Origin of the sequence: Nocardiopsis potens DSM 45234 (assembly GCF_000341105.1) — a bacterium.
In the GTDB taxonomy this organism is placed as follows: domain Bacteria; phylum Actinomycetota; class Actinomycetes; order Streptosporangiales; family Streptosporangiaceae; genus Nocardiopsis_A; species Nocardiopsis_A potens.
On the sequence record NZ_ANBB01000042.1, the window covers coordinates 94,750 to 114,949 of the forward strand.

The 20,200-nt window shown below is 77.2% G+C and carries 17 protein-coding genes and 1 pseudogene; 9 read left to right on the forward strand and 9 right to left on the reverse strand.

Annotated elements, in window-relative coordinates; translation table 11 throughout:
* Window positions 1-320 precede the first annotated feature (320 nt).
* A complete protein-coding gene (locus D459_RS0116960) occupies window positions 321-2,930 on the reverse strand; it encodes an outer membrane protein assembly factor BamB family protein (protein ID WP_026120469.1) in 2,610 nt (869 codons plus the stop codon).
* Window positions 2,931-3,114: 184 nt separating this feature from the next.
* Complete coding sequence (locus tag D459_RS0116965) at window positions 3,115-3,936, reverse strand: SAM-dependent methyltransferase (protein ID WP_017594205.1); 822 nt, start codon at window positions 3,934-3,936, stop codon at window positions 3,115-3,117.
* A 399-nt stretch (window positions 3,937-4,335) separates the two neighbouring features.
* Here D459_RS0116965 and D459_RS0116970 point away from each other — a divergent pair, with 399 nt between their 5' ends.
* On the forward strand, window positions 4,336-4,869 hold the full coding sequence (locus D459_RS0116970) for a DUF4240 domain-containing protein (RefSeq protein ID WP_017594206.1): 534 nt from the start codon (window positions 4,336-4,338) through the stop codon (window positions 4,867-4,869).
* A 154-nt stretch (window positions 4,870-5,023) separates the two neighbouring features.
* Here the strand turns inward: D459_RS0116970 and D459_RS0116975 are convergent, their stop codons facing one another.
* Complete coding sequence (locus D459_RS0116975) at window positions 5,024-5,896, reverse strand: alpha/beta fold hydrolase (protein ID WP_017594207.1); 873 nt, start codon at window positions 5,894-5,896, stop codon at window positions 5,024-5,026.
* Window positions 5,897-5,981: 85 nt separating this feature from the next.
* Between D459_RS0116975 and D459_RS36960 the strand changes: the two genes are divergently transcribed.
* From D459_RS36960 to D459_RS31945, 3 genes and pseudogenes are all read left to right on the forward strand, one after another.
* Window positions 5,982-6,536, forward strand: coding sequence for a CGNR zinc finger domain-containing protein (locus D459_RS36960; protein WP_017594208.1), 555 nt, complete (start codon window positions 5,982-5,984; stop codon window positions 6,534-6,536).
* Window positions 6,537-6,690: 154 nt separating this feature from the next.
* Window positions 6,691-7,326: a carbonic anhydrase gene (locus D459_RS0116985; protein WP_026120470.1), complete on the forward strand. Its 636-nt coding sequence runs from the start codon at window positions 6,691-6,693 to the stop codon at window positions 7,324-7,326.
* A gap of 126 nt (window positions 7,327-7,452) precedes the next feature.
* Window positions 7,453-8,021, forward strand: a pseudogene (locus D459_RS31945) (BCCT family transporter).
* Here the strand turns inward: D459_RS31945 and D459_RS0116995 are convergent.
* Window positions 7,933-9,312, reverse strand: coding sequence for an MFS transporter (locus D459_RS0116995; RefSeq protein WP_152523013.1), 1,380 nt, complete (start codon window positions 9,310-9,312; stop codon window positions 7,933-7,935). The pseudogene D459_RS31945 and the gene D459_RS0116995 sit on opposite strands and share 89 nt — an antisense overlap.
* Before the next feature lie 75 nt (window positions 9,313-9,387).
* On the opposite strand from D459_RS0116995, the gene D459_RS0117000 reads away from it, so the two are divergent.
* The gene (locus D459_RS0117000) at window positions 9,388-10,317 is read left to right on the forward strand and encodes a LysR family transcriptional regulator (protein ID WP_017594212.1); all 930 of its coding nucleotides are present in this window, start codon (window positions 9,388-9,390) and stop codon (window positions 10,315-10,317) included.
* Between the two features lie 54 nt (window positions 10,318-10,371).
* Here the strand turns inward: D459_RS0117000 and D459_RS0117005 are convergent, their stop codons facing one another.
* The 5 genes from D459_RS0117005 to D459_RS0117025 form a co-directional block, all read right to left on the reverse strand.
* Complete coding sequence (locus tag D459_RS0117005; RefSeq protein WP_017594213.1) at window positions 10,372-11,415, reverse strand: ABC transporter substrate-binding protein; 1,044 nt, start codon at window positions 11,413-11,415, stop codon at window positions 10,372-10,374.
* Complete coding sequence (locus tag D459_RS0117010) at window positions 11,412-12,242, reverse strand: ABC transporter ATP-binding protein (RefSeq protein ID WP_017594214.1); 831 nt, start codon at window positions 12,240-12,242, stop codon at window positions 11,412-11,414. The genes D459_RS0117005 and D459_RS0117010 overlap by 4 nt, the downstream gene beginning before the upstream one ends.
* Entirely contained in the window at window positions 12,239-13,264 is a 1,026-nt protein-coding gene (locus D459_RS0117015) for a FecCD family ABC transporter permease (protein ID WP_017594215.1), read from the reverse strand. The genes D459_RS0117010 and D459_RS0117015 overlap by 4 nt, the downstream gene beginning before the upstream one ends.
* Before the next feature lie 154 nt (window positions 13,265-13,418).
* Complete coding sequence (locus tag D459_RS0117020) at window positions 13,419-15,314, reverse strand: prolyl oligopeptidase family serine peptidase (protein ID WP_020380222.1); 1,896 nt, start codon at window positions 15,312-15,314, stop codon at window positions 13,419-13,421.
* A 3-nt stretch (window positions 15,315-15,317) separates the two neighbouring features.
* A complete protein-coding gene (locus D459_RS0117025) occupies window positions 15,318-16,520 on the reverse strand; it encodes a hypothetical protein (protein ID WP_017594217.1) in 1,203 nt (400 codons plus the stop codon).
* Between the two features lie 117 nt (window positions 16,521-16,637).
* Between D459_RS0117025 and amiA the strand changes: the two genes are divergently transcribed.
* From amiA to D459_RS0117045, 4 genes are all read left to right on the forward strand, one after another.
* Window positions 16,638-16,829: a streptamidine family RiPP gene (gene amiA, locus D459_RS0117030; protein ID WP_017594218.1), complete on the forward strand. Its 192-nt coding sequence runs from the start codon at window positions 16,638-16,640 to the stop codon at window positions 16,827-16,829.
* Between the two features lie 100 nt (window positions 16,830-16,929).
* Window positions 16,930-17,760, forward strand: coding sequence for a hypothetical protein (locus D459_RS0117035; RefSeq protein WP_017594219.1), 831 nt, complete (start codon window positions 16,930-16,932; stop codon window positions 17,758-17,760).
* On the forward strand, window positions 17,757-18,752 hold the full coding sequence (locus D459_RS0117040) for a CocE/NonD family hydrolase (protein WP_017594220.1): 996 nt from the start codon (window positions 17,757-17,759) through the stop codon (window positions 18,750-18,752). The genes D459_RS0117035 and D459_RS0117040 overlap by 4 nt, the downstream gene beginning before the upstream one ends.
* Window positions 18,749-20,191 carry a YcaO-like family protein gene (locus tag D459_RS0117045; RefSeq protein WP_017594221.1) on the forward strand — a complete coding sequence of 481 codons (1,443 nt, stop codon included), beginning with the start codon at window positions 18,749-18,751 and terminating at the stop codon, window positions 20,189-20,191. Before D459_RS0117040 ends, D459_RS0117045 begins: the two co-directional genes overlap by 4 nt.
* Window positions 20,192-20,200 lie beyond the last annotated feature (9 nt).

Below are 20,200 nucleotides of genomic sequence, written 5' to 3' on the forward strand. Positions count from 1 at the left end.
TCGGCCCCGAGCACCGGCGGACCCCTCCGCCCCGGCGACGCGGCCCCGAGCGCTGCGGCCCCGTGCGCTGGCGCGCCGCAGCCCCGGGCCGCCCGGCGGGCGAGCGGGCCGTGCTCCGCCGTGGCCGGGGCGGGATCGCGGACCGGGGCGCTCCGCCGCGCGGTGAGCCGGAGCGGTGCGGGATCGGGGACCGGCGCGGCGGCGGGGACCGTCGCGCCCTCGGAAGGCCACCCCGTCGGTGTACCGAACCGGGGCCCGCCGGGCGGTCGGGGTGCCCGGTGCGGGACCGGGACCGCCGCGCCCCCCCCCCCCCCGGGAGGTCACCCCCGGCGGTGCACCGTGATCCGGGCTCCGGCCGTGGAGAGTTCGCCGAGTTCGCCGTCGAGGAGGACGACGTGCTCGTCGTCGGCGGAGATCGCCCGGCCCGGCAGGCCGTCGAGGAGCGGGCGGCCGTGCGCGTCGAACATCCGGTAGGGGCCCTCTCCGGGCATGCCGGGGGCCTCGCCCAAGGGGGCGTCCGCGTCGCGGGCGAACATCCACCGCTCCGCGCCCGCCAGGTCCTTCGGTCCGGGCAGCCCGGGCAGCGGCCGGATCGAGGCCTCCGCGCCGCCGGCCTCCACCACCACGGGGAGGGTGCCGTCGCCGCCGGACCCGGCGGCTCCGGCCCGGCAGACCAGGAGCGGCTCCGCCGTGCCCGAGCAGCGGTCCGCCCGGGTCGCCGAGGACGCGATCTCCTCCCCGGTGGCCGGATCCAGCACCGCGGTGCCGCCGCCGTGCTCCACCACCACCGCCCGGTCCCCGGCGACCTCGACGACCCGCGGCCGCTCGTACCGCCCGTCCAGGCTCCACCGCTCCTCGCCGGTGCGCGGGTCCACGCCCGCCACCTCCTCGGCGGGCCCGCGGTCCGGGCCGGAGCCGTAGGGCGGGGTGCGCCGCTCGACCACCAGGGCGCCGCCGCCGATCCCGGCCGCCTCGGCGTCCTCCTCGGTGTGCACGAGGCGCCCGGAGCCCACCTCCCGGACCTCGGTGCGGGCCGCGGTGACGGAGGAGTCCCCGTAGTCGGTCCTGCCCACCGCGAACAGGTCCTCCTCGGAGCCGAAGAGGCGGTCGAGGAAGTCGGCGCCCCCGCCGAGCGGCTCCGTCCAGAGCACCTCCCCGTCCCCGGCGGAGACCGCGGACACGCCGCTCCGCCCGCCGTCCAGGCCGTGCGGGACCAGCAGGACGCCGCCGTCCCCGCCGGCGACGGCGAGCCTCCTCGAATCCGCGCCGAGGGCGCCGATCGCGCCGGGCCCGTCCCCGCCGCCGAGCGTCCAGCGCTCCTCCCCGGTGTCCGGGTCGAGGGCCGAGACGAGGATCCCGTCGTCGTCCTCGCCCGCGTAGACCAGGGAGCCGCCGGCGAGGACGGCGCCGTGGATCCGGTGCAGGCCCGCGTCGACGTCGGTGCCGTCCGGCGCGGCGGCGCCGAAGGTGGAGAGGCCGAGCCGGGGCGCCGGCTCGAACGGCATCGGCTCCGCCGCCGGTGCGGGGGAGGGCCCCGGCGGGGGTGGGGCGTCCCCTTCCGCGGTGCGGTGGAACGCGATCCGCCCGGTGCCGTCCGACGGGTCGGGGGCGACGGCGATGCGGTCCGGTGCGGCCGCGACGACCTCGCCGGGCAGGTCCTCGGCCAGGACCGCCCCGGACCGGTCGATCACGAAGGACCTCCTCTCCTCCTCCCCGTCCGGGGGAGGGGCCGTCAGGTGGATGCGGCCGCCGGACACGGCGTGCACCCGCAGTCCGTCCGCGTCGCCCGGCTCCAGGCCCGCGGCCTCCGTGCTCCGCTCCGCCCCGGACCCGCCGGGGGCCAAGGCGATCAGCTCGAACGAGCCGTAGGCGTCCTGCACGCAGACGAGCCGGGCGTCCTCGCCGGCCGCGCAGGTGGGGAGACCCGTTCCGAGGTGGCCGCGGGGGGAGCGCGCCTCCTCGCCGGAACCGGTGCGGACGACCGCGGTCCGCGCGGGCGCCCCGTCCTCGCGCGGGACGCCGTACAGGACCGCCCACCCCTCCGTCGCGTCCTCGACGCCCGACTCGGAGAACACCCCGTCCAGGTCCCACTTCGCGCGGCCGGTACGGGCGTCGAGCGCGAAGACCCGGTGCCCCTCGGTCGTGGCGTCCGCGCCGGGCTCCCAGTCGCCGGGGGCGGACTCGCCGAGCGCGGTGTCCCCGGCCAGGCGGTGCACCCAGTCGCCCTCGTGCTCCCAGAGCACCGCGCCGCCGTCCTCGGCGTCCAGGGCCATCGAGGTCACCTCCCCGGCCTCGGCGGGGTCCGCGGAGGCCTTGGCGCCGACCAGGACCGTGCCGCCGGCCCCGTCCAGGACACGGGGGACGCCGGGGGTCTCCCGCTTCCACCGGACGGCGCCGTCGGAGCCGGACAGGGCGGCGACGCCCCGCTCCTCGGCATCGAGGAGGGCGGTGTCGTCGACGTCGCCCTTCCGGCCGGTGACGGCGTAGGGGACGACCACCGACCAGTCGTCCCCCTCCCCGGTCAGCACCGGGGCCGAGACCTCCCCGAACGCGAGCGGCTCGACCGATTCGGCGCCGCCGAGCACCGCGCCGGCGTCGATCAGCGTGCCCGTGTCGCGGACCCAGCGCGGTTCCCCGCTCTCGGCGTCCACCACCGCCAGCCGCAGCCGGCCGTGCAGGAAGGTCCCCATGACCACCGCTGAGTCGCCGCGGAACCCGACGGCGAGCACCTCGTCCATGCCGAGGTCGCCGGCGGTGTCCAGGTAGGCCTGGGGGCTCACCGAGAGGGCCGGCCCGCCGGCGCCGCCCGGCCGGAGCAGCACGGCCCCCAGGCCGGCCGCCAGGGCGAGCGCCACCACCGCGGCGGCGGCCGCGCTTCTGCGCGGGTGCCTGCGCAGGACCTCTCCCGCCCGCTTCGCCGAACCGGCCATCCCTCTCCCCGCCCCTCCGCCGCGGGCCTCTGCCGCGGACCTCCGCCGAGAGTACGGCGTCCCCGCTGATCAGTGCGGGTCAAGGGCCGCTTCCGGTCAGGGAGCGGACCGGGGGCGCCCCCGCGCCCGCCGGGCACGGAAGAGCCCCGGGGCATGCCCGGGGCCGGCGGCGCATCGTCCAGGGTCAGGGCTTGCGGGCCACCCCGCCGTACTGGTCCATCCCGCGCCGGGTGCCGACCTCGACCGGGCCGGGGCGCCACAGCGGGCAGGGGACCACGCCGGGCTCCACCAGCTCCAGGCCCTCGAAGCGGGCGGTGATCGACTCCGGGCTGCGCAGCAGGTAGGGGACCGCGCCCTTCTCGTTGCCGACCGCGATGGCCGCGTTGTAGGCCTCGCTGGTGTCGGTGCCGTCGTACATCGCCAGGTAGCTGCCGGAGGGCAGGGCGTCCACCAGCCGGCGCACGATCGGCATGATGTCGTCCTCGGGGACGTGCCCCAGGATGCCCATCAGCATCAGCGCGACGGGGCGGTCGAAGTCCAGGGTCTCCGCGGCCCGCTCCAGGATCGCGCCGGGGTCGCGCAGGTCGGCGTCGATGTAGTCGGTGACCCCCTCCGGGGAGCCGACCAGCAGGGCGCGCGCGTGCGCGAGCACCAAGGGGTCGTTGTCCACGTAGACCACGCGGCTCTCCGGGGCGATCGCCTGCGCCACCTCGTGGGTGTTGTTGGCGGTGGGCATCCCGGTGCCGATGTCGAGGAACTGGCGGATCCCCGCCTCGCGGGCCAGGAAGGTCACCACCCGGATGAGGAACTCCCGGCTGGTGCGGGCCAGGTCCACGATCTCCGGGAAGAAGGCGATCACCTGGTCGCCGGCTTCGCGGTCGATCGGGTAGTTGTCCTTGCCGCCCATCCAGTAGTTCCAGATCCGGGCCGAATGGGCCAGGGTGGTGTCGATCTGCGGTGCCGGGCCGGAGCCGGCCGGGGCGGGCGAGGACGATCCGTCTGCCATAAGGGCATCTACCTCAATGCGCAAGGGGGAAGTCATCCCGCGCCGGGAGAGCCCGGCGCCTCGTGCACCGGAAGGCCCGCCTCCGACCGGGATCTGCTCGCACCGAGAATAGACGAAACCGCCTTCACCGCGCATGTTCCGGCATCCCGGGCAGGGGCGCCCGGAACCGTCAGGCGGACCGCTTCCGGTCGGCGGAGTGCCCGGCGGCCCGCAGCAGGGAGAGGGAGGAGGCGAGGTCCTCCAGGGCGCGCTCGGGGAGGACCGAGCCGATCCGGATCCGGAGCTCGTCGTCGAACGCGGCGCCGGGACCGTGCGTCCCGGCCGCTCATCGCCCCCGGAACGTCGGAGCCCCCTGCTTCGATGCCCGGGAGTGAACAGGCCCGGGAAAGGAGCACGGTGATGGCGGGAAGCGGCCGAGCGGGGGACGAAGAGCGGCTGTGGGAGCTGGTGGAGGCAGCCTGGGCCCCGCTGGGCCCCGAGGTCGGCGAGGCCAGGCGGGCTCTGGCGGCCCGGACGCCCGAACCGGGGGAGGACCCCTGGTCCGGGCCGCACCTCCCTGTCGTGGACGGGGCGCTGAAGGGGTTCCTGGACAACCTCGCCGCCGCCGGGCGGGAGCTCTCCTCCGGCGAACTGACCGGCCTCGACCGCGCGGCGGAGCGGCTGCTCTACGAGATCGACCGCGCCGACGTACAGGAGGTGACCGACGGCTCGGACGACGGCTTCCTGTACGCCCGCGGCTTCATCCTCGCGCTGGGCCGCGACTTCTACACCGCCGTCGCCCGCGACCCGCGGGCGGCCGTGCTGGACGCCTGCTGCGAGGAGATGGCCTACTTCTTCGCCCACCTGCACGAAGAGCGCTTCGGCTCCTTCCCGGTCACCGGTTCGGGCATCTCCCGCGAATCCTGCTCCAACCCCCAGGGCCGGCCCTCCTGAAGCCCGGCCGGAAGACGCCCCGCCGGGCGGGCCTCGGCGGGGCCGGTCCTGTCCGAGTACCGACGTTCGCGTACGCCTTGGGGCGGCCCGCCAGGGGCCGACGGCCCGGCTTCCGCGGCATGCGGCCGTGCCGCTGCGGGAGTGCGGGGAGCGGCTACTTCCAGGCGCGGTCGAGGAAGTCGGCGATGAGCGGCGCGATCTCCGGCAGGTGGGTCTCCAGGGCGAAGTGGCCGGTGTCCAGGAGGTGGAGTTCGGCGCCGGGCAGGTCCCGGAGGTAGGCGCGCGCTCCGGGCTCGATGAAGAAGGGGTCGTTGCGCCCCCAGGTGATGAGGGCGGGCGGGGCGTGCCGGCGCATCCACTCCTGCCAGCGGGGGTAGCTCTCGATGTTGGTCCGGTAGTCGAAGAAGAGCGACAGCTGGGCCTCCTTGCGGCCCGGGAGGTCCAGGAAGTGCTGGTCGAGGGTCCAGCCGTCCGGGGAGAGCAGGTCGGGGTCGGTGACGCCGGTCTCGTACTGGGAGCGGGTGCCGTCGAGGGTGAGCAGGTCCCGGAGGGCCTCCTCGGCGCCGGGGGCCTCCGGGGCCAGGGTGAGCGCGCCCCGGGCCGCGTCGGAGAGCCCCTCCTGGTACGCGTTGCCGTTCTGCGCGATCAGCCCCGCGATCCACTCCGGGTGGCGCTCGGCGAGCCGGAAGCCGACCGGTGCGCCGAAGTCGAAGACGTACATCACGAACCGGTCGAGGCCGAGCCGCCGCACGAAGCCTTCGGTGACGTCGGCGAGCCGGTCGAACGAGTAGGTGAAGCCCTCCGGCGCCTCGGTCCGCCCGAAGCCGGGGTAGTCCGGGGCGATCAGCCGGTAGTGCGAGCCCAGCGCGTCGATGAGGCGGCTGAACTGGTGCGACCCGGACGGGAACCCGTGCAGGAGCAGCAGTACGGGCGCGTCCTCCCGCTCGGGGAGCGACTCCCGGTAGAAGACGCGGACGCCGTCGACGTCCAGGCGGCGGTGGACGGTGCGGGGGACCGAGGGGAACATGTCTAACTCCTTTTCCGTCAATTGGTGCATTAGGTATAGCAGTGGCGGTCGTAACGCGTCAATGCGGCGATGTAGCATTAGGGGTATGAGTGAGCTCGTACCGCTGACCGGGGAGCCGCTGGCGCTGGACCTGGTCAACACCCGGCCGGCCGGCGGTGATCTGCTGGCCGCCCCGGAGGACCTGCGCGCCTGGGTGGAGATGGAGGCCGACCGGCTCCCGGACCCGCCGGAGAGGTACACCTCCGCCGACCTGGACGCCGTGCACGCGGTACGGGGGTGCGCCGCCCGCGCCCTCGAACACGCCCGGCACGGCACCCGGCCCGTACAGGCCGACCTGGACGCGCTCAACCGGGCGCAGCGCGCCGCGCCCGCCATCAGCGCGGTGGAGTGGAGCGGGGAGGGACTCGCCCTCATCCGCCGGCGCAGCGGTCCACCGGGGGAGCGGCTGGCGGCCCGGCTCGCCGAGGCCGCCGCCGAGCTCCTGGCGGACCCGGCGGTCGCCGGGGTCCGCCAGTGCGAGGCCGACGACTGCGTGCTGCTGTTCCTGCCCGCCCACCCGCGCCGCCGCTGGTGCTCGGCCGCCCGCTGCGGCAACCGCGTGCGGGTCGCCCGCCACTACCAGCGCCACCGGGCCCGCTAGCCGGCGGCTCCTCCCGATGGACTTGACGCTGCGGGGGTATCAGGGCGCCCTGATACCCCCGCAGCGTCAAGACCATCGCCCTGGAGCGCTTCCCGCAGCGCCGGACGCGGCCCCGAGCGCGCGTTTCCGCTGGAGCAGGTCGTAACCTGCGGTCATGATCGAAACACAGACACCGACTCCCGATGAGGCCTTCGAGACGCTGATGGCCGGCAACCGGCGGTTCGTCGGGGGCGCGCCGGCGCACCCCAACCAGGACGCCGCGCGCCGTGCCGAGACCGCGCCGGCCCAGAACCCCTTCGCGGTGATGTTCGGGTGCTCCGACTCCCGGCTCGCCGCCGAGATCATCTTCGACCGGGGGCTGGGCGACCTGTTCGTGGTGCGCACCGCCGGGCACGTGGTCGGCTCGGAGGTGCTGGGCAGCGTCGAGTACGGGGCGAGCATGCTGGACTGCCCGCTGGTCGTGGTCCTGGGCCACGACTCGTGCGGGGCCGTCGCGGCCGCCCGCGCCGCCGCCGACGGCGAGAAGCCGCCCGCCGGGTTCGTCCGCGACGTCGTCGAGCGGGTGACCCCGAGCGTGCTGGCGGCCCGCGCCGCCGGGCGGCACGAGGAGGAGATCCTCCACGAGCACATCCGCAGCACCGTCGACCTGCTGCTGGAGCGCTCCCGCATCCTGGCCGAGCGGGTGGCCGACGGCCGCCTCGCCGTGGCGGGCCTGTCCTACCGGCTGGCCGACGGCAGCGCGCGGCTGGTCGCTTCGCGCGGCCTGAGCAGGGATTCCGCCCCCGTCTAGTGGAACCCGCCGGCCCGCTGGCCGGGCGGTGCGGCCGGGTCCCGCTCGGCTCCCGGCGGTCCCGGACCGTGCTCCGGCGGCGAAGAGCGGGTGTCCGGCCGGACCGTCTTCTACTGGGCCTGGTGGATGGCGTACTGCCCGTTCGTCGGCACCTTCATCGCCCGGATCTCCCGGGGCCGGACCGTCCGGAGTTCGCCGTCGGCGTCCTCGTGGTCCCCACGCTGGTCAGCCTGGCCTGGTTCGCCGTCATGGGCGGCACGGCGATGGACCTCGAACTCTCCGGGCGGGCCCCGCTCTCCGAGGCGCCGGCCGACTCCGGGGAGGAGGGCGTCCTCTTCGCGCTCTTCGCGCACCTGCCGATGCCGCTGCTCACCTCCGTCGTCGTGATGGCGCTGATCGCGCTCTTCTTCGTCAGCAGCGCCGACTCCGCCTCGGTCGTCCTGGGCATGTTCTGCCAGCGCGGCGCGCTCGCCCCGCACCGCCGGCTCGTCGTGCTCTGGGGCATCGTGATCGCCCTGACCGCGACCGCGCTGCTGCTGACGGGCGGGCTGTCGGCGGTCCAGACGGTCTCCATCGTGCTCGGGCTGCCGTTCCTGCTGCTGCTGGTCATCGTCTGCACCGCGTTCCTCCGCGAGCTGCGGCGGGACGCGGCCGCCGCCCCCGCACCCCGCCCGGCGCCCGGGAAGCGGCCCTGAGCGGGGGGACCGGCCGCACCCGCGGCCCCGGGCCCGGCGCAGGCGCCGTCCGCGCCGCGGCCGCCGGACCCGGGGCCGCCGCGGCGCGCCGCGCACCGCGGACCATCGCGGCGGCCGCCGCCGGCACCAGCAGGGCCGCCGCCGCGGTGGTCCAGGTGGTCGCGGCCGCCAGCGGCACCGCGAGCGAGGCCAGGCCGATGGCGATCGCCGGGAGCCCGGCGCCCAGGTAGAAGGCGAGGTAGAGCGCGCCGGTGACGGCGCCGCGCCGCTCCGCGGGCACCGCCTCCTCCACGGCGGCCGCCGCGCCGCCGTAGGCCGCCCCGTGGCCCGCGCCGGCCACGACCGCCGCGGCCAGGGTGAGCGGCACCGGGCCCTCGGCCGAGAACGCCAGCAGCACCAGGCCGAGCAGGACCGCGGCCAGCCCGGCCAGCTGGGCGGTCCACGGGCCCACCGCGGCGACCAGGGGCCGGGCGAGCAGCGAGCAGACCAGGACGGTGCCGAGCACGCCCCCCACGACCGCCGGGCTCCCCTGCCCGCCCCGCTCCAGCAGCGCCGGGATGACCGACAGGAACAGCCCGGCCGCGGCCCAGGCCAGGAACCCGCTCAGCGCGGCGGCGGTGAAGTGCGGGCGGACCGCGGCGGGGATCTGCGGGCGGGTGGGCCGCCACCGGCGCACCCGCGCCCCGGGGGTCCGGGCCAGGGCCGAGACCAGGCGCCACCCCGCCCAGAGCAGGACCAGGTGCAGGGCGAACGGCAGGACGCGGGGCATCGGCGCGTAGGCGGCCAGCAGGCCGGAGGCGACCGGGCCGGCGGCGGTCCCGGCCAGGAACGCGGTGCCGGCCAGGGCCGCGGCCCGCCGCCCGCCCGCGCCGGCCCCGCCCGAGGCGATCAGCGCGCCGGCCGCGCCGGTCGCCGCGCCCAGCGCCAGCCCCTGCGCGGCCCGGCCGGCGATCAGCCAGCCGGGGCCGGCGGCGGCCGCGAAGCAGAGCGAGCCGACGGCGGCGGCCGCGATGCTCAGCCGCAGCACCGGAACCGGCCCCAGCGCATCCGACGCGGGCCCGAGGAGTAGCAGCGTCGGTGCGCTGACCAGGGCGAACGTCGCATAGGTGAGGGTCATCGCCAGGTCGCCGGCGCCGAACGCCTGCTGGTAGCCCGGGTAGAGCGGGCTCGGCAGGTAGGCGCCCGCGGTGAGCACGACCAGCACGAAGACGCCGGCGGTGGTCTCGCGGGAGCGCCCGGTGGCGCGGGGACGGCGTGCGCCGGCGGGGACGCGGCGCTGCTTCAAGGGCATCACGGGAGCAGTCTGGCCGAGCGGACCGCTGAAGAGAAGCAAACGTTTTCTCAGCCGACCGTGCAGAATATTCGCATGATCGATCCGAAGCTCAAGGTGCTGCAGATGGTCGCCCGCTACGGGACGGTGACCGCCGCGGCCAAGGCGATGAACTACACCCCTTCGGCCGTCTCCTACCAGCTCCGCCAGCTGGCCGAGGAGCTCGGCGTGGAGCTGCTGGCCCAATCGGGGCGAGGGATCGCGCTGACCGGCGCCGCCCGCATCGTGCTGCGCCACACCGAGGCGCTCAGCGCCCAGGCCGAGCGGGCCCGCGCCGAACTCGCCTCGGCGACCGGGGAGCCCGCCGGCCCGTTCACCCTGTGCGGCTTCTCCACCGCCGCCACCCACCTGCTGCCCCCGGCGGCGGCCGCCCTGCGCGAGCGCTACCCGCAGGTGCGCATCCGGGTGATGGAGGCCGAACCGGCGCCCTGCTTCGACCTGCTGCTCTCCGGCGAGGCCGACCTCGCCCTGGTGATCAGCACCGCCGAGACGCCCTCCAGCGCAGACGAGCGCTTCGACCAGCGGCCCCTGCTCGACGACCCGCTGGACCTGGTGGTGCCGGACGGGCACCGGCTGACCGGGCTGGACCGGGTGACGCTGGCCGACGCCGCGGACGAGCCGTGGATCGTCGGCCGTGCCGGCGGCGCCTACCACCAGCTGGTCACGACCGCCTGCATGAGCGCGGGCTTCACCCCCGACATCGCCCACTGGGCCGACGAGTGGGACACCGGGACGGCCCTGGTCGCGCTGGGGTTCGGCATCATCCTGGTGCCCCGGCTCGCCCGCATCAACGACTGGGCGGTGGTGCGCATCCCGCTGCACGGCGAACCCGCCCCGGCCCGGCGCATCGTCGCCGCCACCCGGATGGGCCGCCGCGACCACCCGGTGGTCGCGGCGGCCCTGGACGCGATCGGCTCCACCGCGGCCACCCTCCAGGCGCCCCGCCGGCGGGCACCGGGGGAGTGACCCGCACCCGGCCCGCGCCGGCCCGGCCCTGGCCGGCGGCGGCGCCCCGCCGGGTCAGAAGGCGTCGGGGTAGAGCTCCCGGGCGATCTGCTCCACGGCGTCGATGTTGCCGAGGGTGCCGGGGAACAGGTCGCTCTTGGGGACGGCGATGAGGCGGCCGTCCCGCACGGCGGCCACGTCCGGGAAGGTCTCCTCGAGGTAGTCCCGGGTGTGCTTCTCGGACTCGGGGCCGGAGACGCTGAAGACGATGGCCTCGGGGTCGCGGTCGATGATCTCCTCGGGGGTGATCTCGGCGGCGAAGAAGTCGGCGAACTCGGGGGCGTCCGGGTCGAAGACGTTCTCCCCGCCGGCGGTGGCGATGATGTCCGCCTCGATCCCGGCGCCGATCGCCTGGAGCGTGTTCCCGTCGACGTAGACCTGGGCGACCGCGGGGCGGGCCGCGTCGCCGATGGCGGCCTCGACGGCGGCCAGCCGCTCCTCGGCGTCCTGGGAGAGCTCCTCTGCGGTGTCGGGGGTGCGCAGGATCGCGCCGAGGTTGTCGATGTCGGTCAGCACGTCGGTGACCTCCGCGCCGTTGCGGCGGTCCAGGCAGCCGCCGGTCGCGACGTAGGCCTGGGCGCCGTTCTCCTTCAGCTGCTCGATGCTGGCGAAGCCCTGCTCCGCGGTGAACTCGTACTCGGTGGGGGAGACGACGAGGTCGGGGGCGGCGGCGAGGAGGTCCTCGCGGGCCGGCGGGGCGTCGGTGCTGAGCACCGGGACGTCGGCGGCCCGGTCGGCGATGTCGTCCGGCAGCGGGGAGACGTCCGTCTGGGCCTGGCCGACCAGGGAGTCCAGGGCGCCGAGGCGGACGAGCAGCTCGGTCTGCGAGGGCATCATGCCGACGACGCCGGTCGGCGCCGCGTCGAAGGAGAGCTCGCGGCCGCAGTTGGTGACCGACACCGCCTCGCCCGAGCCGCCGTCCGCGGCCGGGGCGCCGCTGACCCCCGTCCCGCATGCGGACAGCGCCAGCGGCAGGGCCGCGGCGGCGGCGAGCACGGGCGACGGGCGCCGGCGGCGCGGGCGGCCCGACGGGGCGGAGGGGGACGGAACGCAGGTCATGGGAGGGTGATTCCTTCCGGGGACGGGGTGGCCGGGGCCGCGTCGTCGCGGCGCCGGGTGGACGTGCGGGAATCGAAGATGAAGTGCCGCCGGCCCGAGTCCGGGTGGGCGACCGCGGTGGAGTCGACGTCGAACGCCGACCGGATCAGGCCGGTGGTCAGGACCTCCTCCGGCGCCCCCAGCGCGGCCAGCCGCCCGCCGGCGAGGACGCCCACGGCGTCGCAGGAGCGCGCGGCGAGGTTCAGGTCGTGCAGGGCGACGACCGCGGTCCGGCCGGCGGTCCGGACCAGGTCGAGGAGTTCCAGCTGGTGGGCGATGTCGAGGTGGTTGGTGGGCTCGTCGAGGACGAGGACGGGCGTCTCCTGGGCCAGCGCGCGGGCGAAGAGCACCCGCTGCCGCTCGCCCCCCGACAGCGCGGAGAAGGAGCGGTGCGCCAGGTCCGCGGCGCCGACGCGGCCCAGGGCCTCCATCGCGACGGCGGTGTCCCGGCCGGTGTCGCGGCCGAAGCCGTGCCCGTGCGGGATGCGCCCGAGGAGGACCATGTCGAGGACGGGGATCTCGAACTCCTCGCTGTGCTCCTGGGTCATGACCGCCACCCGCAGGGCGGTCTCCCGGCGGCTCAGCGACGCGAGGTCGGTGCCGTCCAGGAGCACCCGCCCCGACGACGGGGACGCGATGCCCGACACGGCGCGGAGCAGGGTGGACTTGCCGCTGCCGTTGGGCCCCAGCAGCCCGAGGACCGTGCCGGAGGGGACCGAGACGCTCACGCCGGACACGACGGGGCGGCCGCCCCGGTGCGCGCCGAGGTCCTCGATGTCGATCCTCATCGGCCCGCCCCCGCGCCCTCGGCCCGGTCGCGCCGCAGCAGCCACAGGAAGAACGGCGCTCCGACCAGGGCGGTCAGCACGCCGAGCGGGATCTCCGTCGGCTCCGCGAGCGTCCGGGCGAGCAGGTCGGAGCCGGCCAGGAACACCGCCCCGGCGAGCACCGCGACCGGCAGCATCTTCCGGTGGTCGGAGCCGACGATGATCCGCGCGACGTGCGGGACGACCAGGCCGACGAACCCGATCCCGCCGGAGACGGCGACGACCGCGCCGGTCAGCAGCGCCGAGGCGGCCAGGACGGTGGTCCGCAGCCGGTTCACGTTCACGCCCAGGGAGGCCGCCGCGTCGTCGCCGACGAGGAGTGCGTTGAGGGCGCGGGCGCGGAGGGCGGCGAACACCCCGACGGCGGCCAGCGCGGCGGCCGGGAGGGCGAGGTGGCCCATGGTGGCGGCCGAGACCGAGCCGAGCAGGAAGAACATGATGCCGAACACGTTCTGCGCGTCGGTGGTGATGGTGAGGTAGCTGGTCACCGCGCTGAACAGGGAGCCGAGCGCGACGCCGGCCAGGATGAGCCGCTGCGGGGCGATCCGTCCGTTCTTGCGGGCCAGCAGGTACACGGCGCCGGTGGCCAGGAGCGCGCCGGCGAAGGCGGAGGCGCCGATGCCGAGGGAGCCGATCCCGATCCCCAGGACGATGTAGGACACCGCGCCCGCCCCCGCCCCGGCCGAGACGCCGAGGATGTAGGGCTCGGCGAGCGAGTTGTGCACCACCGCCTGGATCAGCGCGCCCGCCAGGGCGAGCGCGGCGCCGGTCAGGGCGGCCAGGAGGGCGCGGGGCAGCCGGAACTGCCACACCGCGTTGTCCTGCACCGGGGTCAGCGACCCGTCCGACATCCACGGCATCCCGGGCACCAGGTGCCCGGTGATGATCCGGAAGGCGTCCGCCGGCGCCACCTCGATGGTGCCGATGCTGGTGGAGAGCAGGAGGAGGGCCGCCAGCGCGAGCGCCAGGGCCGGGACGAGCACGCGGACCGCGAGCGCGCCCCGCCGGCGCGGCGCGGCGGGGGCGGGCGGGGCGGCGGAGGCGGGCGGGGCGGCGCCGCGCTCCGGTCCCGGTACTGCGGGGGAGCGGCCCGGGGGTCTCGCCCCGGGGTGTCCGCTGGTCGTTTCGGTCATCGGGTCAGGAGCCCTTTCCTGCGGTCGAAGGGGTGTTCTGCGCCGGCCGCGTCGCGGCGGCGGCGAAGCCGAGGACGGCGGCCCCCAACCGGTGGAGGCCGTCGAGGTGGTTGCGGCCGTGCCCGGTCCCGGGCGCGCACCACAGGTCCGCGTCGCCGCCGGCCCGGCGCAGCTCCTCGACCACGGCCCGGGTGTCCGCGGCGGCCACCCGGGAGTCCTCCTCCAGGACGATGCCGAGGAAGCGGGGGAGGGCGGTGCCGGGGGCGATGCCCCGGGCGAGGTGCAGCGGCGAGATCCGGCGGAGGCGCTCGGCCGCCTCGGGGCCCTCCTGGGCGCCGAACTCGGCGGTCCAGTGCCTGCCGAGCGGGTGCGAGGCGAGGCCGAGCAGGTCGAGCGGGGCGGCGGTGCTGACGACGCCGGCGCACAGGTCCGGGGATCGGAGCGCGCAGGCGGCCGCGACCACGCCGCCGTGCGAGGCGCCGGCCAGGACGAGCAGGTCCGGCCGGGTGAGCCCGGCGCGGACGAGCCCGCGCGCGGCGGCGGCCAGGTCGGCGATGCCGCGCTCCTTGGCGGCGCCCCGGCCGGCCTCGCGCCATGCCGCGCCGTGCTCGCCTCCGCCCCGGATCTGCGCGATCGCGTACCGGCCGCCGTGCCCGACCCACGCCGGGACGGTCGGCTCGAACGCGGCCAGGCTCGGCACGCCGAAGCCGCCGTAGCAGGTCAGGATGAGCGGCGCGGGCCCGGTCGCACCCGTCGGCGAGGTGACCACCACGGGCACATCCGCCCCGTCGCCGGCGGGGAAGGAGTGCCGCTCGGTCCGGGCGGAGCAGGTCGGCGCGTCTGCCGGGGAGGCGGCGGCCACGGGTGCCTCGGCCGCGTCGCCGGCGGGGAAGGCGTGCCGCTCGGTCCGGGCGGGGGCGGCCGGTGCGGCCGCGCCGGGCCGTCCGTCCGGCGGCCCGCCGCCGGGGGGACCGCCGCCCGGGCCGCCGCTCAGCAGCTCCTCGGCCGCGACCACTCGCGGAGGGAGGACCGGACCCTCGATGAGGACGTGGAACCGGCCGGCGTCGGCGCCCACCCCGGTCGCGACGGCCGGGGCGCCCCGGTAGGCCACCGGGCGGTCCTCGGCCACCGCGCCCCGGACGATGCGGACCAGGACGCTGCGGCCCGCGCGCACGCCGGCGGCGAGGACCTCCTCGCCGTGCGCGGCGAAGGAGGTGATCCGGAGGGAGGGGTCCTGCCGGGACCAGAGCCCGGCGCCGCTGCGGGCGTCCACGGCGTGCAGGCCCGTCCCGCAGCCGACCAGGGCACCGCCGTCCCCGTAGGCCGCGACCCGGGTGACGGCGGGGAACGCGCCGAGCCCGGTGCCGGTGGCCCGGTCGGTGAGGACGGTGGGCGCGCCGGGGCGGCTCTCCGCGAGCACCCCCCGCGCCCCGCCGGGGAAGTACCGCAGCCGCACGCCGGGCGGCGCGGCGGAGGTGGTGAGCCGCCCGGTGGCCGCGTCGAGGGCGGCGATCCGGCCCGACCCGCTCGCGGCGAGCTCGACGCGGGCGGAGTCGCCGCTCCAGAGCAGGGGGTCGTAGCGGCAGCGGACCTCCGGGTAGGTGCGCAGGGCGCCGGTGGCGGTGTCCAGGAGCGCCAGGGCGGCGTCCTCGTCCGCGCGCTCGGCCAGCTGGAGGGCGATGCGGCGCCCGTCCGGGGAGGGGGCCATGAGCAGGATGTGCCCGTCGGGTTCCAGCACCGGCGCGCCGTCGCCGGCCCGGTAGACGCCCTGCCGGGGGCGGTCCGGGAGCCTGCCGAGCGCGAAGCCGCGGTCGGGGAGGCCGGGGCGGCCGTGCCGCTCCCACCGGGCCAGCGCGGCGTCGAGGGAGGGGGCGGTCATCGGGAAAGGGGTGTCCGCCATCGCCTACCGCCCGACCGGGTCGAAGCCGCCGCCGTGCCAGTGCAGGTGGCCGCCTTCGTCGAGCGGGCCGGGCATGCCGACGGTGTCGAACCGGTCCTCGCCGACCAGGTGGAGTTCGGCGTCGCCGCCGCGGGTCACCGCGGCGGTGGTGCCGGAGGGGTCGAGGGTGACGGCCCGGCGCTGCGCGGGGGCGCCGCCCACCGGGTCCCAGGGCAGGTGTCCGGCGGCCGGCGGGTGCGACATCGCGGGCAGCGGCCTCCGGTACAGCGTGCGCAGCCGCGGCCCGGTGCGCTCGACGAGGGTCAGCTCGTCCCCGTCGGGGTGGATCGTGGCCACCGCGGCCCTGCCCCCGCCGAGCGCGAACCGGAACGCCAGCCCCGGCGGCAGCTCCAGGGAGCGCGCGCCGCCGGTGGACAGGTCGACGTCGACCAGGTGATTGGTCCATTCGGTCCACCCGGCGGGGGAGGCCGGGCCGCCGCGCACCACGCCCACGGCGCGGCCGGTGGCCGGGTCGAAGCGCAGGTAGAAGGCGCGCCCGGGGGCCGGCCAGGGGACGGTGCCGATCATCCGGGGCGTGCCGCGGTCGACGACGAACCGCTCCAGGCCCCGGCCGGTCGCGGTCGCGGCGATACCGGTCCGCTGGTCGACGACGTCGCCGTGGCCGTCGTCGGCGATCCCGGCGGCGGTGCCGGCGAGCGCGGGCACGTGGGCGCCGGCGTCGAGGCAGCGGGCGAGGGGGATCGCCTCGACGGCGCCGGGCTCGCGGTGGCGGAGCACGGCCGCCGGTTCGCCGTCGGCCTGGTCCGGGACGACCAGCGCCCCGGGCTCCCCGGTCCGCGCGCGGAACCGCACGGATTCGCCGGCCTGCAGGTCGACGACGGTGACGACGTCGCTCCACGGGGCCGGGTTGGCGCCGAGGCCGGTCGTCACCAGCACGTGGCGCCCCGAGGCGTCGCAGGCGAGGTGCTCGCCGGGGATCGCCACGGGCACGCGCCGCTCGCCGCCGGGCCCGAGCGCCACCAGCGCCCCGGCCCGGTCGTCGATGAACGCCCACTCCGCGCCGGTCGCGCCGTCGCGGGGGAGGGCCAGGACGCCGGCGTGCTCGGCGAGGACGCCGGTGCCGCGCGCCCGGACGGCGCCGCCGCCGTCGAGGGTGTAGGTGCGGCCCGCACGGTAGTCGGCCACGAAGAGCTGCTCCACGGTCATGGGGAGGACGCTATTGGAAATGAAAACCGTTATCAAGTAGAGTGCCCGATGCTCCCCTGGGAGCACGCGCCGGCCGCCCCGTGCCGGCACGTACTGCCGTGAAGAGAGGACATCGCCATGGACCAGCGGGTCACCGCCGAGATCGAGGACGCCGAGCAGCTGGCGCACCTGTCGGCCTCGCACTCCAACGCCCTGGTCGAGAACCCCTTCGACGACCAGCGGGTCACCGCCGAGATCGAGGACGCCGAGCAGCTGGCGCACCTGTCGGCCTCGCACTCCAACGCCCTGGTCGAGAACCCCTTCGACTGACCGACACCGCCTGAGCGCGCCGCACGCGGCGCCGACGGTCGGAACCGATCCCCGGTCGGGCGGCCCCGCGCCGCCCGGCCGGGCCGTTCGAGAGGTGAAGATGGCCCCGGAACACCCCATCGCCCCCGTCCCGGGAAGCGGCGCCGACGTGCTCCTCCAGCACGACGGGACCGGATTCGTGCGCACGGCCTCGGGCCGCTTCCTCCGGCTGCGGAACCCGCCGCCCGGCCTCACCGCGGCCCTGTCCGGCGCCCCGCCCGCCGACGGCGGGACGGCCGGCGCCTACGCCGAGCGGCTCGCCGCCGAGACCGCCGAGCGCGAGGACGGCGACGCCGAGCGCCGCTGGCCGGCCGCCCGGCGGAACACCGCCCTGGTCGGAGCGGGCGCACCGGCCGACGCACTGGCCGAGGCGCTGGCCGGGTGGGGCGCCGCCCCCGCGCGCTTCCCCGGCGCCGCCGAGCTGATCGCCGCCGGCCGGGAGCGGCCCTGGGACCTCGTGATCGGCTACGCCGACTCGCCCGGCGAGCGCGCGCACTGGGACCTGCTCGACGCGCTGCCCGGGCGCGGCACCGCCTGGCTGCGCGGCTACCGGGAGGGCGAGGTCTGCTACGTCGACCCGATCGCCGTCTCCCCCGGAGACCCCACCGCGGAGCAGGTCCGCCGGCGCCGCCTGGCGGCGAGCCCCGCGCCCCGCGGACTCGACGCCTGGCAGCGCGCCTCCGCCGCCCCCGCCCGGGAGCTGCCCCGCGCGGCGCGCACCCTGCTGGAGGCCCGGATCCTCACCGTCGCCCTCGCCTGGGCGCGGCGGGCGGGCGCCCTGGACCGGTACCGCGGCACGCTGTGGCGGCTCGCCGCCGCCACCGGGGAGATCGGCGAGCACCCGGTGCTGGCCTACGACCCCCCGCCGCCCCTCGCGGACCGGGCGTCATGACGCCGGACCCCGGACGCGACCACCGCGGCACGGCCCCCGACGGCACCGTGCTGCGCGGGCGGTGGTGGGAGAGCGCGCACCCCCGGGCCGTCGTGCTGATCCGCACCCCCTACGGCGCCCACCTGCACGCCTCCACCGCCCGCTCGTGGAACGAGCGCGGATACCACTGCCTGGTGCAGGACGTGCGCGGCCGGTACCGGTCGCAGGGGAGCTGGGCCCCCTACGCCCGCGAGCAGCAGGACGGCGGCGCCCTCCTGGAGCAGGTGGCCGCCGAGCACCCCGGCCTCCCCGTGGTCCTCTTCGGCGCCTCCTACGCCGCCCACACCGCCCTGGAGGCCGCCCGCGCCGCCGCACCGGGCGCCGTCGCGGCGGTCATCGCCCTGGTCCCCGCCCTCGGCCTGGCCGAGACCGCCTGGAACGCCGACGGCGAACCGCAGATCCGGCACCGGATCGGCTGGTGGCACCAGCACGGGCGGACCGGCCGCCCCGCGCCCCCGCTGCCCCCCGCCGAACTGGACCGGCGGACCGCGCACGCCCGCGAGCGCGGCGTCCTGGAGGCCGCCGAGGACTGGGACTGGCCGCCGGAGGCGCGCGCGGGCTGGCGGCGGCTGTGGACCTCCCGCCGCACCGACCTGCGCACCCGCTACCGCGGCGCCACCGCACCGCTGCTGGTGGTCAGCGGCGACCACGACTTCTTCCACGCCGACGCCCGGCGCCTCGCCCGCGAATGGAGCGCCGCGAGCCACTTCGCCGGCGGCCCCTGGGGGCACCGCCTCGCCGGCGGCGTCACCGACCCGGACCGGCGGGCCCGCATCGCCGCCGCCGGCGGGCTCTCCCGCGTCATCGACCCGTGGCTGGCCGCGAACGGGCTGCCCGGCACCCCGGCGGAGTGGACCCGCCTCCTCGCGCCCGGGCCCGGGACGCGCACCCGCACCCGCTCCCTCCTCGGCCCCGAATCCGCGGCCTGGCGCCACGAAAGGACCCCCTCATGACCCTGACCGGAACCGCCGCCCCCGCAGAGCGGCAGGACGGCGGCGAACCCTCCGGCGCACCGCCCGCCGGGGAGCCCCGGCTGCCCGTGGAGGCGCTGGTCGACCCCGAATGCGGGATCATCCGCTCCGTCCGGGAGGTGCCGAAGCCGGCCGGCGCGCCGCCGTCCTACCTGGCGATGACCGCGGCCGTCGCCGACGCCCGCCGGCTCGGCGAGTGGCCCGCCGACCGCGTCTCGCTGGGCACCTCCTTCGGCGACCCCGCCCAGGCGAGGATCGCCGCGATCGCCGAGGGGGTCGAGCGCTACTGCGGCAACTGGCTCCCCGCCGAACTCCCCGAGGACGGACTGCGCGTCGCCACGCGCGCCGAACTCGCCGCCGCCGGCGCCGACCCCATCGGACTGGAGGACCTGCCCGCCTTCGCCTCCTGGCAGTACGCCCGCGACGGGTTCCCCTACCGGCGCCCGACCGAGGACACCCCGGCCCTGTGGGCGCGCTGCACCGGCCTCGACGGCGCCCGGACCTGGGTGCCCGCATCGCTGGTCCACCTCAACTGGCGCCAGTCGCGCTTCCGCCGCCTGCCCCGCATCCACCACCTGAACTACGCGGGCATCGCCACCGGTCAGGGGGCCGACGACGCCCGGGACCGCGGCGTCCTGGAGATCATCGAGCGCGACGCCCTCGAACTCTGGTGGCACCTGGACGGACCCGCCTTCGGCATCGACCCGGCGAGCGTCCCCGGCCTCGAAGAGGACCTCCGCGGCGGCTCCCTCCGCGTCTCCCTGGTCGCCATGCCCTCGGAGTTCGCCCCCGCCGTCGCGGCGCTCGTGCACGACGAGGAGCGCGGCCTGTACGCGGCGGGCTTCTCCGCCTCCTGCGACCCGGTCCGGGCCGCCCGCAAGGCGGTCCTGGAGGCCGTCCACACCTGGGTCTACACCCAGGGGTGCACCGCCGCCGACGGGTGGGTGTTCCGCGCCGTCGAGCACGGCCTGATGGCCCGCGGCCTCTACCTGGACTTCCGCGAGGACGCCTCCTACCGCGACGCCGCCGGCGAGCAGTGCGAGAACATCGTCGACCTGGGCGCCCACGTCCAGCTCTGGCTCGACCCGCGCGTCCACGGGGAGGCCCGGCGGTTCACCGAGCCGGCCCTGGGGACCCGGCCGATCACCGCCCTGGAACCGGTGGACATGGGCGAGGTCTACCGGCGCCTGGCCCGCCGCGGCCACCGGATCCTCACCCGCGACCTCACCACCTCCGACGTCCGCCGCACACCGCTGCGCGTGGTGCGGACCCTCATCACCGGGCTCGTGCCCAACGCCCCCGCCGCCTTCGCCTACCTCGGCATGCCCCGGTTCCGGGAGGCCGCCCTGGAGCGCGGGTGGCGCACGGAGTGGACCGGAGGCCCCTCCGACTTCACCCTCGTCCCGCCCCCGCACATGTAAGGCCCCTCC

Excerpts from the sequence above, each read along its gene's own strand:
- D459_RS0116960 (WP_026120469.1), bottom strand. The coding sequence starts at position 2,930 with ATGGCCGGTTCGGCGAAGCGGGCGGGAGAGGTCCTGCGCAGGCACCCG.
- D459_RS0116965 (WP_017594205.1), bottom strand. The coding sequence starts at position 3,936 with ATGGCAGACGGATCGTCCTCGCCCGCCCCGGCCGGCTCCGGCCCGGCA.
- D459_RS0116970 (WP_017594206.1), top strand. The coding sequence starts at position 4,336 with ATGGCGGGAAGCGGCCGAGCGGGGGACGAAGAGCGGCTGTGGGAGCTG.
- D459_RS0116975 (WP_017594207.1), bottom strand. The coding sequence starts at position 5,896 with ATGTTCCCCTCGGTCCCCCGCACCGTCCACCGCCGCCTGGACGTCGAC.
- D459_RS36960 (WP_017594208.1), top strand. The coding sequence starts at position 5,982 with ATGAGTGAGCTCGTACCGCTGACCGGGGAGCCGCTGGCGCTGGACCTG.
- D459_RS0116985 (WP_026120470.1), top strand. The coding sequence starts at position 6,691 with ATGATCGAAACACAGACACCGACTCCCGATGAGGCCTTCGAGACGCTG.
- D459_RS0116995 (WP_152523013.1), bottom strand. The coding sequence starts at position 9,312 with ATGCCCTTGAAGCAGCGCCGCGTCCCCGCCGGCGCACGCCGTCCCCGC.
- D459_RS0117000 (WP_017594212.1), top strand. The coding sequence starts at position 9,388 with ATGATCGATCCGAAGCTCAAGGTGCTGCAGATGGTCGCCCGCTACGGG.
- D459_RS0117005 (WP_017594213.1), bottom strand. The coding sequence starts at position 11,415 with ATGACCTGCGTTCCGTCCCCCTCCGCCCCGTCGGGCCGCCCGCGCCGC.
- D459_RS0117010 (WP_017594214.1), bottom strand. The coding sequence starts at position 12,242 with ATGAGGATCGACATCGAGGACCTCGGCGCGCACCGGGGCGGCCGCCCC.
- D459_RS0117020 (WP_020380222.1), bottom strand. The coding sequence starts at position 15,314 with ATGGCGGACACCCCTTTCCCGATGACCGCCCCCTCCCTCGACGCCGCG.
- D459_RS0117025 (WP_017594217.1), bottom strand. The coding sequence starts at position 16,520 with ATGACCGTGGAGCAGCTCTTCGTGGCCGACTACCGTGCGGGCCGCACC.
- amiA (WP_017594218.1), top strand. The coding sequence starts at position 16,638 with ATGGACCAGCGGGTCACCGCCGAGATCGAGGACGCCGAGCAGCTGGCG.
- D459_RS0117035 (WP_017594219.1), top strand. The coding sequence starts at position 16,930 with ATGGCCCCGGAACACCCCATCGCCCCCGTCCCGGGAAGCGGCGCCGAC.
- D459_RS0117040 (WP_017594220.1), top strand. The coding sequence starts at position 17,757 with ATGACGCCGGACCCCGGACGCGACCACCGCGGCACGGCCCCCGACGGC.
- D459_RS0117045 (WP_017594221.1), top strand. The coding sequence starts at position 18,749 with ATGACCCTGACCGGAACCGCCGCCCCCGCAGAGCGGCAGGACGGCGGC.